We start from the raw sequence: 12,716 nt of genomic DNA on the forward strand, positions 1-12,716 counted from the left end.
ACCGGGACCCGCGCACCTGAACCGGCCTTCGACCAGCGCCCGCGCCTGACGCCCGCGTCTTCGCTACTCGCCGCGCAGGTACCGCGCCCACGTGATCTCGCCGGCCGGCTCGGCGGTCGTGACCAGGCCGCCGGCGCGGCAGGCGCGGCCGAGCCCGCCCGGCACCCGCAGCCGCAGCACCGGCCGGCGCAGCCCGCGCGCCCGCAGCCACGTCCCGGCGGCCTCGGCCATGGTCAGCACCTCGGGCCCGCCGAGCTCCACGATCTCCTGCCGGGGCCCGTCCTCGATCAGGTCCGTCAGGCGGCGGGCGACGTCCCTGACGTCCACGGTCTGCACCGTGATGCCCGGATCGGCCACCACCGCGCCGAGCCGGGCCATGCCGCGCAGCGCCAGCTCGACGAACTCGTGGAACTGCGTGGCGCGCAGCACCGTCCACGGCACCCCGCCGTCCCGGACCAGCCGCTCGGCCCGCGTCTTGAGGCGGAAGTAGCCCCAGGGCACCCGGTCCGCGCCGACGATCGAGACGTACACCAGGTGTCCCACGCCGGCCGCCCGGGCCGCCGCGAGCAGCGCCGCCGTGCCGTCCAGCTCCACCCGGCGGCTGTAGCGGCCCCGGTACGGCGCGGTGGCCAGGTGGACGACCGCGTCCACGCCGGCCACCGCCTCCTCCAGGCCGCGCCCGGTGGCCAGGTCCGCGGCGAACCAGCGCACGCCGTCCGTGGAGGGGCGGGCGGAGCGGCTGGTCGCCCGCGCCTCGTACCCCTCGTCCGCCAGCCTCTCCAGCAGCGCGCGGCCGGCCCGGCCGCTGCCTCCCGTCACCAGTACACGTGTCATGCGATCTGGACGGGGCAGCAGGCGTAAGTGTGACAATGTCGGCGGAAAACCCCGACACTCCGCAGCGCCGCCACGAGGGACCCATGACTTCGCACCACTCCGGACGCCAGGAACCGGACCCCGAGCAGACCGTCCAGCACCGTTCACCCCACCCTCGCCCGTCCACCGACCCACCGGTGACGCGGCGGCTGGAGTACACCCCTGACATGCTCCCCGACGTGCAGCTCTACGAGGCCAAGCCGGCCCGGTCGGGCTGGTGGTGGGTGATCCTGGTGGGCGGGCTGGTGCTGCTGATCGCCGCGCTGGCGGTGGCCGCCGTCCTGTGGGTGCGGAGCACGCAGTCCACGGCGAAGGCCCTGCCCGTCCCGGCCTCGGCGGTCGTCACGCCCGGGTGAGCTCCATGACCCAGTTCGTCTCCCAGTCCTCCTCGCGCTCCCCCGCGCCCGCCTCGGCGAACGCCTGCTCCCACCGGGCGCGGCCGGGGCCGGGCACCGTCCAGACGAACCGGCAGCGGACCGTCCGCCCCTCCACCGTCTCCTCCCCGTAGAACAGCCCCCGGTCCCCCTCGAAGGCGCCCACCATGGGCCGGGTGTCGAGCTCGCCGCGCGCGCTGCTGGCCCAGTAGATGGACCACTGGCGGGTGCCGGGGTGGTAGACGCGCACGGTGAGGCCGTTCCAGCCCTTGGTCGGGAACGTGATCTCGTCGACGCTGGCCGCCCCGTCGAAGTGGCGGGTGGCGACCGAGCGGCCGGGGAACTCCTCCCATTCGGCGGCGCCGGACAGGGGCCCGGACAGAGGCCCGGACAGAGGCCCGGACAGTGGCTCGGTCAGCCGGCGGTTGGCGACGTTCCAGTGACCGGCGAGAAAGTCGAAGTCGTTCATGCGCGAGAACCTACGGCCGGGTCACTGACAGGTAGTGTCAGTGGTCGTGCGCGCCTCCCGCCTGGTCTCGATCCTGTTGCTGCTCCAGACCCGGGGCCGGATGACCGCGCGCGAGCTGGCCGGCCGTCTGGAGGTCTCGGTCCGCACGATCTACCGCGACGTCGAGTCGCTGCACGCCGCCGGCATCCCCCTGTACGGCGACGCCGGCCCGCGCGGCGGCTACCAGCTCCTCGACGGCTACCGCACCCGGCTGACCGGCCTGACCCAGGACGAGGCCGAGTCGCTGTTCCTCGCCGGGCTGCCCGGCCCGGCGGCCGAGCTGGGCCTCGGCGCCGTGGTGACGGCGGCGCAGCTCAAGCTCATGGCCGCGCTGCCGGCCGAGCTGCGCGACCGCGCCGGGCGGCTCCAGGAGCGTTTCCACCTCGACGCGCCGACCTGGTACCGGGACCGGGAGCCGGTGCCGTACCTGCCGGACGTGGCCGACGCCGTGTGGAACGAGCGGCGGGTCCAGGTCACCTACCGGCGGTGGAAGGAGCCGCAGGAGGTGGAGCGGCTGCTGGATCCGTACGGGCTGGTGGTCAAGGCGGGCCGCTGGTACCTGGTGGCCGGCGCGGACGGCGGCGCGCGGACCTACCGGGTCTCGCAGATCCTCGCCCTGCGTGTGCTGGAGGAGGGGTTCGCCCGGCCCGAGGGGTTCGACCTGGCGGCGTACTGGGCGGAGCACCTGGCCGCGTTCGAGGCCGGGCTGAGGAGGGGCGAGGCGGTGGTGCGGCTGTCGCCGCGCGGGCTGGAGCGGCTGCCCGACCTGATGACGCCGGGCGTGGTGGAGGCGGCCAGGCGGACGGCCGGGCCGCCGGACGCGGAGGGCTGGACGCGGGTCACGGTGCCGATCGAGTCGGTCGAGCACGCGCTGGCCGAGTTCCTGCGGCTCGGGGTGGACGCCGAGGTGGTGTCGCCGTCCGAGCTGCGGGCCCGCCTCGCCGCCACCGTCACCGCCCTGGCCGCCCGCTACTCCGAAAGTTTCACGGAGCCGTCGCCCTAGTACACGCTTGTTCCCAGCTCAAAGCACTCGGTCTTGACCCGATCAACCTGGCCCATTGCAGGGCTGAAACTTTCTCAACACACTCGCAATGTTTCAGGCGATCGAGAGGAGCCCGGATGAAAGTGACAGCTCGCCTAGCCAGTGCCGCGGTCGCCGCGGTGACGCTCGTCGTCGCGATGCTGATCTCGGCGCCCCCTGCCGCCTCGGCCCAGCTGACCGAGGTGACCGGCTTCGGCACGAACCCCACCAACCTGCGCATGCACCTCTACGTGCCCGACGGCGTCGGCTCCCGCCCGGCGCTGCTCGTGGCCGTCCACTACTGCACCGGCTCGGGCCCGGCGTTCTACTCCGGCACCGAGTTCGCCTCGCTGGCCGACCGGTACAAGTTCATCGTCATCTACCCGTCGGCGACGCGGAGCGGCTCCTGCTTCGACGTCTCCTCGCCGCAGGCGCTGCGCCACGACGGCGGCAGCGATCCGGTCGGCATCGTGTCCATGGTCCGGTACGTGCAGCAACGCTACGCCGCCGATCCTGATCGCACGTACGTCACCGGCGCCTCCTCGGGCGCGATGATGACGAACGTGCTGCTCGGCGACTACCCCGACGTGTTCAAGGCGGGGGCGGCGTTCATGGGCGTGCCGTTCGGCTGCTTCGCCACCACCGACGGGTCGAGCTGGAACAGCACCTGCGCCAACGGCCAGCTCATCAAGACCCCGCAGCAGTGGGGCGACCTGGTGCGCGGCGCCTACCCCGGCTACAGCGGCCCGCGTCCGCGCATGCAGGTGTGGCACGGCACCGAGGACACGACGCTGCGCTACCCGAACTTCGGCGAGGAGATCAAGCAGTGGACGAACGTCCACGGCCTGAGCCAGACGCCGACCACCACCGACCAGCCCCGCTCGGGCTGGACCCGGACCCGTTACGGCGGCACCGGCACGACCGTCGCGGTCGAGGGCATCAGCATCCAGGGCGTCGGGCACAGCCTGCCGCAGAGCGGCATGGCGGCCATGGCGATCGCCTTCCTCGGCCTGGACACCCCTGGCCCGTCGCAGACCCCGACCGCCACCCCGACCGTGACCCCCACCGTGACCCCGACCGTCACCCCCACGTCGCCCGCGGGCGCGTGCAAGGTCGGCTACACCATGAACACCTGGAACAATGGCTTCACCGCCAGCGTCACGATCACCAACACCGGCGCGTCCCCGCTCTCCACCTGGTCACTGGCCTTCACGCTGCCCGCCGGCCAGACGGTCACCTCCGCCTGGAACGCCACCGTCTCCCCCGCCTCGGGCGCGGTGACGGCCAGGAACGTCAGCTACAACGGCAATGTGGCGCCCGGCGCGTCCACCCAGTTCGGTTTCCAGGCCACCCACAGCGGCAACACCGCCGCCCCCTCCTCCTTCACCCTGAACGACGCCCCCTGCACCACCTGACCGCCCCCTTCCGGAAGGGCCGGCCGCTCCGCGGACCGGCCCTCCCTCATCCACAGCCCACCCCGACCGCACCCCTCATCCACAGAACGCCGCTCGCCCCCGCCCACCCCGCGCGCCCTCCGCCATCCTGACGTCCAGCCTTCTCCCCCCCAGAAAGGACGGACGACATGCCCGGAGGCCCGCCCACCCTAGGCTTCACCCTGATCATCTACGCCGCGGTGGCCCTGGTGTCCCTCCTCCTGAGAGGGCGCCGCCGATGACCACCCGAGCCACAGCGCCACCGCTGTCCGCTCCCGCGCTCACCCTCACGGTGATCATCCCCGCCCACGACGAGGAGCAGAGCCTCCCCGACACCCTCCGCTCCATCACCGCCCAGACCTCCCCGCCCGACAAGATCATCGTCGTCGGCGACGGCTCGACCGACCGCACCGGCGCGATCGCCGCCGCCTTCACCGGCGTGACGGTCCTGCGCCCGCCCCACCACCTCGGCGGCAAGGCCCGCGCCCAGAACCACGCCCTCCCCCACTGCGACACCGACCTGATCCTGGCCGTCGACGCCGGCACCGTCCTCGCCCCCGACTACATCGAACGCGTCAAGCCCGCCTTCGCCGACCCGGACGTCGGCGTCGCCGCCGGCAACGTCCAGACCCGCTTCACCCGCACCCCCTGGGAACGCGGCCGCTCCACCGAATACCTCTTCGGCTTCCACTGGCACCGGCCGATCCAGCAGCTCGCCGACAGCCCGATGGTCTGCTCCGGCTGCTGCTCGGTCTTCAGGCGCACCGCCCTGACCGCCGCCGGCGGCTTCCCCGAACGCACGATCGTCGAGGACATGGACTTCACCTGGACCCAGCAGGCGGAGGGCCGCAAGGCGGTCTACGTCTCCGACGCGGTGGCCTGGGCCGCCGACCCGGAGACCCTGCCGTTCCTGCGCAAGCAGGTGTGGCGCTGGATGGCCGGCTTCATGCAGAACGTCCGCCTGCACCTCCCGCGCCTGCTCGTCCGCAAGCCGATGCTGGCGACCTGGGTCGTGCTCGCCCTGCTGGAGATCCTGCTGGCGCCGCTGTGGTGGCTGACCCCGCTGATCGCCGTCCTGACCCTGCACGACCCCTTCCCGCGGACGATGTTCTGGTGGGCGGGCAGCGACCTGCTCCTGACCGTCCCCGCCCTCCTGTACGCGGCCGGACGCCGCCGCATCCCGACCCGCCTGGTCCTGCTGAACCTCCCCTTCGTCTACCTCAACAAGACCGTCAACCTCTACTACGCCTGGAAGGCCCTCCTGGTAGAGCTGGTCCTCGTCCCCCTGGGCCTCTCCCGCGGCCTCCTCGTCCACGAGAAGGGCCGCTGACCCGCCCTCACGACTCGGCCGGTCCGCTCCCCCAGGTGCGGCGGTGTGTGCGGGGTGGTCGGCCCACCACACGGAGTTGACCAGGCCGCCCTCGACGAGGCACCAAGCGCCCGCAACCCGCCGCCGCCGTCAGCGGCTTTTCTGAGGTCGCCGTCAGCGACGTTCCAGGGGTCGAGGCCAACGTGGACCGGTGACGAAGAAGACCACGAGTGCGGCCAGGCACAGGAACCCGGCCGCGCCGAGGCTGGCCACGTTGAAGCCGTGGACCGTGGCCTCGGCCGGCGTGTGGCCGGAGTGCCGGGCCGCGGCCGTCCCGGCCACCGTGCTGAGCAGCGCGGTGCCCAGGGACGCGCCGATCTGCTGTGAGGTCATGACCATGGCCCCCGCCACGGCACTGTCGGCACCGGCGCCGAGGGTCGCCGTGCTGTTGGCGGTGACGAGTACCCATCCCGTGCCGAGTCCCACCAGCAGGAACACCGGCAGTACGTGGAACCAGTAACCACTGTCGGCCCGCAGGAAGCCGAGCAGGGTGAGCCCGGCCGCGATCGTCAGGAGCCCGGGACACAGCAGCGCCCGCACCGGGACGCGGGACATCAGCGGGCTCGCCGCCCGGACCCCGATCATGAGACCGGCGGTCAGCGGCAGGAATCCCAGGCCTGCCCGGATCGGGGAATAGCCGAGCACGTTCTGCAAATGGAAAGTGAGGAAGAACAGCGCGGCGAACATGCCCACCGCCAGGCTGAACACCGACAGGTACGAGCCGCCGCGCGCCCGGTCCAGGACGACCCGCAGCGGGAGCAGCGGCCCCTTGACCCGGGCCTGGACCAGGACGAACGCGACCAGCCCCAGAGCTCCGGCGACCAGCGGGCCCAGGGTGGTCGGCGCGTCCCAGCCGTCGGGCTCGGCCCGGGCGAACCCGAGGACCAGGGCCATCAGGCCGGTGGTGGCCAGGACCGCACCGGTGACGTCGATGCGGGCGCCGGCCGCGCGGGAGGAGGGGCGCACGGCGTACAGCACCCCCGCCGCGGCCAGGGCCGCGATGGGCAGGTTCACGTACATGCACCAGCGCCAGTCGAGGGAGTCGGTGAGCACTCCGCCCAGCAGCACGCCCAGGCCGGAGGAGCTGCCCATCACGGTGCCGTAGACGCCGAAGGCCTTACCGCGTTCGGCGGGCGAGGGGAAGGCGGTGGCCAGGGTGGCCAGCACGGCCGGGGTGAGCAGCGCGCCGGACACGCCCTGCAAGGCTCGGCCGGTGAGCAGCATCGCCGGGCCGGTCGCCGCGCCGGCGAGCGCGGAGGCCGCGGCGAAGCCGACCAGCCCGGTCAGGAGGATCCGCCTGCGGCCGAGCAGTCCCGACAGCCGCCCGCCGAGCAGCAGCAGGCCGCCGTAGCAGAGCGCGAAGAGCGTGATCACCCACTGCCGGGCCGGGTCGGACAGACCGAGTGCGCGCTGCACGGAAGGCAGCGCGATGTTCACGATCGTCAGGTCGATGCCGACCATCAGCTGGGCGGTGGCGACCGTGGCCAGCGCCCACCAGCGCCGGGGGTCGGGCAGGGTCGGGTCGGCGGGATGCCGTCCGGTACTGGTGCCGGTGGTCACGGCTAGAACATCCCGTTCTGGTTCTCGGCGGTCTCGGGGATCGGCTGCATGACGTCCCAGTGCTCGACGATCCTGCTGTCGTCGTCCAGCCGGAAGATGTCGACGATGGCCGTGCCGGCTTGCCCTGGCACGCGTACGCCGTGGACGTGCGCGATGACGAAGTCGCCATCCGCGAAGATCTTCTTGACCTCGGCCCGCAGCGCGGGGAAGTCCGCCCGTAATTGGGCGATGAAGCCTTCGAGGCCCTTGATGCCGTCCGCGATGCGGGGGTTGTGCTGGACGTACCGGTCGCCGATGAGCCTGGACGCGGCCTCGAAGTCCTTCCGGTTCAGCCCGGCCTCGTAGAAGGCCAGAACGGTCTGCTTGTTGCCCTCACGCCTCGACTTCATGATCCCTCCGTTGCTTAACGGATGTAGTCCTACATCCGTAGGGCTACGACTGTAAGGCAACGGTCGTCGTAATACAATGCGGGCCATGGATGCCACCTCTTCGGCCTCGCCGTCGTCCACGCGGGGCCGCAACCGGCGAGGCCAGGGGGAACGGCTGCGCCGCGACATCATCGACGCCACGCTGCGCATGCTCGACGAACTGGGCGACGACGAGGCGCTGTCCCTGCGCGCCGTCGCACGCGAGGTGGGCATCGCGGCGACCTCGGTCTACATCCACTTCGCCGACCGCGACGCCCTGGTCTTCGCCGCCCTTGAGCAGTGCACGCACGACCTCATGGAGGACCTGGACCGGGCGGAGTCCGTCCACGACGACCCGGTGTCCCGGCTACGGGCACGCCTGCTGTTCCTCGGCACCTGGGTCCGCGACCACGCGGGCCTGTACAAGGTGCTGCACGAGAGCACGCTCAACCAGCGGATGCGCCTGGTGTTCAAGGAGGAGCTGACGGTGCGCACCACGGCCGCCGTCCAACGGTGCCTGGACGCGGGGCTCGCGCCCGCCGGCGACGCCGCCACCCTCGCCTTCGACCTGCGCGCGGCCGTGCACGGCTCCGTGTCGATCCGGGTGAACGAACCGGGCCTGACCTGGCCGCCGCTGGAGGAGCAGATCGATCGCTTCCTCACCAAGCTCGTCGGCGTGAGCCTGACGGACAGGTGACGGCGCAGGCGCCGCCATCGGCCGGCGGCCGGAGTTGCCCGGTCGCGAGGCACCCCCGTCGCCGCCGAACGCTTCGCCCCGTTCCGCCCACGCTCGCGGCCGCGAGCCCGCTCTGACCGACGAACACCACCGCCCGAGAACACCGTCGCCGAGAACACCGTCGCCGAGAACACCGTCGCCGAGAACACCGTCGCCGAGGACACCGTCGCTGAGTACACCCTCGCCGCCGTCGAAGCGTCCCGCGGGCGCGCCTTCGCCGTCCACCAGGCCGAATCGGGCGCGCCCGGGTGACGCCGAAGCCCTGTGGGCCGCCTTCGACGCGCCCGCCGACGGGCTGGACGTCCTGGCCGGCAACGCGGGCGTCCTCAGCGGCCGGAGCGGGAGCGACGGCGTCACCCGGGCGGGCCTTGAGCGCCTGTTCGCGGTCAACGCCACCGCCCCGGCACGGCGGCGCGACGGCGGGCGGACCGTCACCGTGGGCACCATGCTGCCCCGCCAAGCGGCCCTGCTCAGGGCGATCGACTCCGCGCTATCAGGGCGAGGGGGTGATGGCCTTGGGGTCGCGCGGGATACGCGCCACCGGCTCACTTGGCCCAGCAGGGTGGCTGCCCGCTGACGGTGTCGCGGGTGCTCCACCGCGCGCGGACCTCCGGAGAGGCCAGCAGGCCGTCTCAAGGAAACCCAGGAGTGGAGCTATGGGGATTCGAACCCCAGACCTCCTCCATGCCATGGAGGCGCGCTACCAACTGCGCTATAGCCCCTGGTCACCGCTACGAGTCAGCCCGTTGCGGCGCTCCGAGAGCATATAGCCATCCGCCCCGATTCGCCTAATCGCGGCGACCGGCCCGCGCCCTCGCCACCAGGACCGCGATCCCGTCGAGGTGGTTGCGCAGCCCGAACTCGAAGACCGAGTCCAGGTCCAGGTCGATGTCCGGTTGCCCGAGCACCTTGGCCAGGGCGGGAAACGCCCCGGCCGCCAGGAGAGCGCCCAGCTCCGCCTGCCGGGCCCGCATCCACTCGTCCTCCGTGATGCCGGTCTCCGTACGCGCCTGCAGCTCGGCCTCCAGGCTGACGGCGGTGCCGTGCACGAAGTTCATGAGGGACACGACGGCGTGCAACATGGTCCGGGCGTCGAGCCCGAGGCCGTCCAGGGCTTGGAGGACGCGGTCGGTGTGGGCCATGCCGTTGGGGACGAACTGCGGACGGGTGAGGGAGACGGCCTGGGCGAGCCAGGGATGGCGGCGGTGGATGCCCCACACCTGCCGGAGCGCCAGCTCCAGCCGGGGCCGCCAGCCGCGTGGCACCGTCGCGGCCGGCGGGTCCTCCCCGTACACGGCGTCGGTCATCAGGTGGACGAGGTCCTCCTTGCCGTCCACGTGCCGGTACAGGGACATGGCGGAGGTGGTGGAGCCCAGCTCGGTGGCGATGCGGCGCATGGAGACGGCGGCCAGGCCCTCTCCGTCGGCGATCCTGATGGCGGTCTGGACGATGCGCTGCCGCGTCAGGTCGGCCCCCGGCGGGCGTTCGTCCCGCCCGGCGACCACCGTCCCGACCCCGGGCACGGCCCGCGCCAGCCCCTCCTCCTGCAACCGGCTCAGCACCTTGCTGGCGGTCGCCATGGCGACCCCCCACTCCCGGATGATCTGCCGGGTCGAGGGCAGCAGGTCGCCGGGCGTCAGCTCCCCGGCGACGATCCGCCGTCGCAGCTCGTCCACGATGTGCGGCGCCTTCGTCATGCGCCCGCTCACCGCCCTCCCACCCGATCCGCCGATGTCCGCTCCAGCCGCGCCCACGATCCGGCCCTCCCTGCTCCCGTCCCTGACCATCCCACGCCGCGGCCGACGGACCGCCGTCCCGCAGGCGCGAGCGCACTAGAGCGGCAAGCGCCGACGAGGATCCCGCCAGGCAGGAGCTCTTCACCGCACTAGTGCGCGAAAGCACCGTATTGCCGGGGCAGGAGCCCTCTGCCTATGGTCGCGCATACGCAGTAAACACTGCACTACCCACCACGCGCCACGACGGAGGAGACCCCCATGCGCGGCCTGAACGTTCTCATCTCCGGCGGAGGTATCGCCGGCCCCGCCCTCGCCCACTGGCTCACCCGCGACGGCAACCACGTGACGATCGTCGAACGGGCCCCGTCGCTCCGCCCCGGCGGTCAGGCCGTGGACTTCCGCGGCGGACCACAGCTCAAGGTCCTGGAGCGCATGGGCATCCGCGGCACGGTGGAGGCGCACCAGACCCACATGGGCGACATCACGATCGTCGACGCGACGGGCAGACGCCTGTCGAGCCTCCCGTCAGCGGTCTTCAGCGGCGACGTCGAGATCCTGCGCGGCACGCTGAGCCGCATCCTGCACGACGCCACGGGCGACGTCGAGCGGATCTTCGACGACTCCGTCGCGTCGCTGACCGAGACCTCCGACGGCGTCCGCGTGACCTTCGAGAAGGCGCCGCCCCGCACCTTCGATCTCGTGGTGGGCGCCGACGGCATCCGCTCGGCGGTCCGCGAGCTGGCGTTCACGCCGGGCGAGACCGAGATGCGTCACCTCGGCCTGTACCAGGCCATCTTCCGCGTTCCGGGCACGTACGGCCTGGACCGGGCGGGCCTGATGTACAGCGTCCCCGGCAGGTGCGCCACCGTCATGCGCACGAACGGCGAAACCAGGGCCGCTCTCGACTTCGCCTCCCCGCCGATCGCCTACGACCACCGCGACCGCCGCCGCCAGCGCGAGCTCGTCGCGGCCGCCTTCGACGGCCTCGACTGGGAGGTCCCGTCCCTGCTCAACGCCATGTGGACGGCCGAGGACCTCTACTTCGCCCCCGCCGCGCAGATCGTCCTGCCCGCCTACTCCAGAGGGCGGGTGGTGCTGCTGGGCGACGCCGGGTACGCGGCGGGGCCGGGCGGGATGGGCACGGGCCTGGCCATGATCGGCGCGTACGTGCTGGCCGGCGAACTGGCGGCGGCCGACGACCACCGCACCGCCTTCACCCGCTACGAGAACGTGCTCCGCCCCTACGTCACCACCTGCCAGAAGCAGGCCCAGGGGGCGGAGAAGTACCTGGTCCCGCAGAAGCGGTCCCAGATCTGGGTGCGCAACCAGACCATGCGGACGCTGCCGTACATGCCGTGGAAGAACGCGGTGAAGAGGATGACGTCGAAGGCCGCGAGCGCCATCCGTCTGCCGGACTACACGAGCCCTTCAGCACGCCCCCACCCGGACCCGGGCCGCAAGCGGGAACCGGCCTCCGGACCGGATCCAGACCCCCGAACGGGCTCCGCCCGATCAGCGCCCCGGGTTCGCCGACGGGCTCAAGCCGGCACGTGACCTCAGGCCGGTGGCCGGGCTCGCGCGGGCAGGCGGCCACCGCGCCCGAGCCCCGAGTCCACCGGCCCAGGTCTAGACTTCGGCGTCCGGTTTGTCGTCGCTGCTGATCGGCTCCGGCAGCGTCCCGGCGTTGTGCTCCAGCAGCCGCCAGCCCTTGCGCCCTTCCTGCAGCACCGACCACGAGCAGTTGCCGAGCCCGCCGATCGCCGGCCACAGGTCCTCGGGCAGCCCGAGCAGCTCGCAGATGCCGAGCCGCAGCGCCGCGCCGTGCGAGGCCACGACCAGCAGGCCGTCGTCCTCCAGCTTGGCCGCCCAGCGACGCATCGCGGTGGCCACGCGGCCGGCGACGTCCTGCACCGCCTCGCCGTCGGGCGCCTCCCAGTCGGCGTACTCCTTGGGCCAGCGGGCCGCGATCTCCTCCCGCGTCAGGCCCTCCCACTGACCGCCGCCGCGTTCGCGGAAGTCCTTGTCGACGTGCACGTCGAGCCGGACCAGGCGGCCCAGCGCGAGCGCGGTGTCGTTGGCCCGCTGCAGGTCGGAGGAGACGATGAGGGTGGGCCGGAGGGAGGCAAGGAGCGAGGCGGCCCTGGCGGCCTGCGCGACGCCGGTCTCGTCGAGTGGAATGTCGGAATGGCCCTGGAAACGTTGCTCAACGTTCCACAAAGTCTGCCCGTGACGCAGACATACGATGCGCTTGCTCAAGTGCGCGCCCGCTGAAGGTTGGCCTGCAGGACGCTTTCCGGCAGCGCGATGGCCGGGCAGTCCTTCCACAGGCGCTCGAGGGCGTAGAAGGTGCGGTCCTCCTCGTGCTGGACGTGCACGACGATGTCGATGTAGTCGAGCAGCACCCAGCGGCCCTCGCGCTCGCCCTCGCGGCGCACGGGCTTGGCGTCCGCCTCGGTGCGCAGCCGCTCCTCGATCTCGTCGACGATGGCGCGGACCTGGCGGTCGTTGGTGGCGGAGCAGAGCAGGAAGGCGTCGGTGATGACGAGCTGCTCGCTCACGTCGTAGGCGAGGATGTCATCGGCCAGCTTGTCGGCCGCGGCCTCCGCGGCGATGCGCACGAGCTGGACGGCTCTGTCAGATGCGGTCACGATGCGGGTCTGTCCTCCTGTGTCGGCAGCATGCCCATATGTTGAGGGTAC

13 protein-coding genes and 1 tRNA gene are annotated in these 12,716 nt (G+C 72.3%); 6 read left to right on the forward strand and 8 right to left on the reverse strand.

What is annotated here, in order from left to right; all coding sequences use genetic code 11:
• Positions 1 to 63: 63 nt before the first annotated feature.
• Positions 64 to 834, reverse strand: a complete 771-nt coding sequence (locus tag MF672_RS29420; protein ID WP_242376935.1) for an SDR family oxidoreductase — start codon at positions 832 to 834, stop codon at positions 64 to 66.
• An 83-nt stretch (positions 835 to 917) separates the two neighbouring features.
• Here MF672_RS29420 and MF672_RS29425 point away from each other — a divergent pair, with 83 nt between their 5' ends.
• A complete protein-coding gene (locus MF672_RS29425; protein WP_242376933.1) occupies positions 918 to 1,229 on the forward strand; it encodes a hypothetical protein in 312 nt (103 codons plus the stop codon).
• On the opposite strand, the gene MF672_RS29430 is transcribed toward MF672_RS29425, so the two are convergent.
• Positions 1,216 to 1,716, reverse strand: coding sequence for a hypothetical protein (locus MF672_RS29430; RefSeq protein WP_242376931.1), 501 nt, complete (start codon positions 1,714 to 1,716; stop codon positions 1,216 to 1,218). The genes MF672_RS29425 and MF672_RS29430 overlap by 14 nt on opposite strands.
• A 46-nt stretch (positions 1,717 to 1,762) precedes the next feature.
• On the opposite strand from MF672_RS29430, the gene MF672_RS29435 reads away from it, so the two are divergent.
• The 3 genes from MF672_RS29435 to MF672_RS29445 all read left to right on the forward strand — a co-directional run bounded on the left by MF672_RS29435 (position 1,763) and on the right by MF672_RS29445 (position 5,539).
• Positions 1,763 to 2,758, forward strand: coding sequence for a helix-turn-helix transcriptional regulator (locus MF672_RS29435; RefSeq protein WP_242376929.1), 996 nt, complete (start codon positions 1,763 to 1,765; stop codon positions 2,756 to 2,758).
• A gap of 116 nt (positions 2,759 to 2,874) precedes the next feature.
• A complete protein-coding gene (locus MF672_RS29440) occupies positions 2,875 to 4,191 on the forward strand; it encodes an extracellular catalytic domain type 1 short-chain-length polyhydroxyalkanoate depolymerase (RefSeq protein ID WP_242376927.1) in 1,317 nt (438 codons plus the stop codon).
• 256 nt (positions 4,192 to 4,447) lie between these two features.
• Positions 4,448 to 5,539: a glycosyltransferase family 2 protein gene (locus MF672_RS29445; RefSeq protein ID WP_242376924.1), complete on the forward strand. Its 1,092-nt coding sequence runs from the start codon at positions 4,448 to 4,450 to the stop codon at positions 5,537 to 5,539.
• Positions 5,540 to 5,692: 153 nt separating this feature from the next.
• Here the strand turns inward: MF672_RS29445 and MF672_RS29450 are convergent, their stop codons facing one another.
• Together MF672_RS29450 and MF672_RS29455 are read right to left on the reverse strand one after the other, a co-directional pair.
• Complete coding sequence (locus MF672_RS29450; protein WP_242376922.1) at positions 5,693 to 7,138, reverse strand: MFS transporter; 1,446 nt, start codon at positions 7,136 to 7,138, stop codon at positions 5,693 to 5,695.
• A gap of 2 nt (positions 7,139 to 7,140) precedes the next feature.
• Entirely contained in the window at positions 7,141 to 7,527 is a 387-nt protein-coding gene (locus MF672_RS29455) for a nuclear transport factor 2 family protein (RefSeq protein WP_242376919.1), read from the reverse strand.
• An 85-nt stretch (positions 7,528 to 7,612) separates the two neighbouring features.
• Between MF672_RS29455 and MF672_RS29460 the strand changes: the two genes are divergently transcribed.
• Positions 7,613 to 8,242, forward strand: a complete 630-nt coding sequence (locus tag MF672_RS29460; RefSeq protein ID WP_242376917.1) for a TetR/AcrR family transcriptional regulator — start codon at positions 7,613 to 7,615, stop codon at positions 8,240 to 8,242.
• A gap of 688 nt (positions 8,243 to 8,930) precedes the next feature.
• On the opposite strand, the gene MF672_RS29465 is transcribed toward MF672_RS29460, so the two are convergent.
• Positions 8,931 to 9,003: transfer RNA gene (locus tag MF672_RS29465), tRNA-Ala, on the reverse strand.
• A 66-nt stretch (positions 9,004 to 9,069) separates the two neighbouring features.
• Complete coding sequence (locus MF672_RS29470) at positions 9,070 to 9,978, reverse strand: TetR/AcrR family transcriptional regulator C-terminal domain-containing protein (protein WP_242376915.1); 909 nt, start codon at positions 9,976 to 9,978, stop codon at positions 9,070 to 9,072.
• A 297-nt stretch (positions 9,979 to 10,275) separates the two neighbouring features.
• Here MF672_RS29470 and MF672_RS29475 point away from each other — a divergent pair, with 297 nt between their 5' ends.
• Positions 10,276 to 11,571 carry an FAD-dependent monooxygenase gene (locus MF672_RS29475; RefSeq protein ID WP_242376913.1) on the forward strand — a complete coding sequence of 432 codons (1,296 nt, stop codon included), beginning with the start codon at positions 10,276 to 10,278 and terminating at the stop codon, positions 11,569 to 11,571.
• A 72-nt stretch (positions 11,572 to 11,643) separates the two neighbouring features.
• Here the strand turns inward: MF672_RS29475 and MF672_RS29480 are convergent, their stop codons facing one another.
• Together MF672_RS29480 and rsfS are read right to left on the reverse strand one after the other, a co-directional pair.
• Positions 11,644 to 12,273, reverse strand: coding sequence for a histidine phosphatase family protein (locus MF672_RS29480; protein ID WP_242376911.1), 630 nt, complete (start codon positions 12,271 to 12,273; stop codon positions 11,644 to 11,646).
• Positions 12,270 to 12,665 carry a ribosome silencing factor gene (rsfS, locus tag MF672_RS29485; protein WP_242376908.1) on the reverse strand — a complete coding sequence of 132 codons (396 nt, stop codon included), beginning with the start codon at positions 12,663 to 12,665 and terminating at the stop codon, positions 12,270 to 12,272. Before rsfS ends, MF672_RS29480 begins: the two co-directional genes overlap by 4 nt.
• Positions 12,666 to 12,716 lie beyond the last annotated feature (51 nt).

Origin of the sequence: Actinomadura luzonensis, from assembly GCF_022664455.2 — a bacterium.
In the GTDB taxonomy this organism is placed as follows: domain Bacteria; phylum Actinomycetota; class Actinomycetes; order Streptosporangiales; family Streptosporangiaceae; genus Nonomuraea; species Nonomuraea luzonensis.

Coding starts and splice junctions, on each gene's coding strand:
- MF672_RS29475 (WP_242376913.1), top strand. CDS start 10,276: ATGCGCGGCCTGAACGTTCTCATCTCCGGCGGAGGTATCGCCGGCCCC.
- MF672_RS29455 (WP_242376919.1), bottom strand. CDS start 7,527: ATGAAGTCGAGGCGTGAGGGCAACAAGCAGACCGTTCTGGCCTTCTAC.
- MF672_RS29460 (WP_242376917.1), top strand. CDS start 7,613: ATGGATGCCACCTCTTCGGCCTCGCCGTCGTCCACGCGGGGCCGCAAC.
- MF672_RS29445 (WP_242376924.1), top strand. CDS start 4,448: ATGACCACCCGAGCCACAGCGCCACCGCTGTCCGCTCCCGCGCTCACC.
- MF672_RS29420 (WP_242376935.1), bottom strand. CDS start 834: ATGACACGTGTACTGGTGACGGGAGGCAGCGGCCGGGCCGGCCGCGCG.
- MF672_RS29425 (WP_242376933.1), top strand. CDS start 918: ATGACTTCGCACCACTCCGGACGCCAGGAACCGGACCCCGAGCAGACC.
- MF672_RS29470 (WP_242376915.1), bottom strand. CDS start 9,978: ATGACGAAGGCGCCGCACATCGTGGACGAGCTGCGACGGCGGATCGTC.
- MF672_RS29440 (WP_242376927.1), top strand. CDS start 2,875: ATGAAAGTGACAGCTCGCCTAGCCAGTGCCGCGGTCGCCGCGGTGACG.
- MF672_RS29430 (WP_242376931.1), bottom strand. CDS start 1,716: ATGAACGACTTCGACTTTCTCGCCGGTCACTGGAACGTCGCCAACCGC.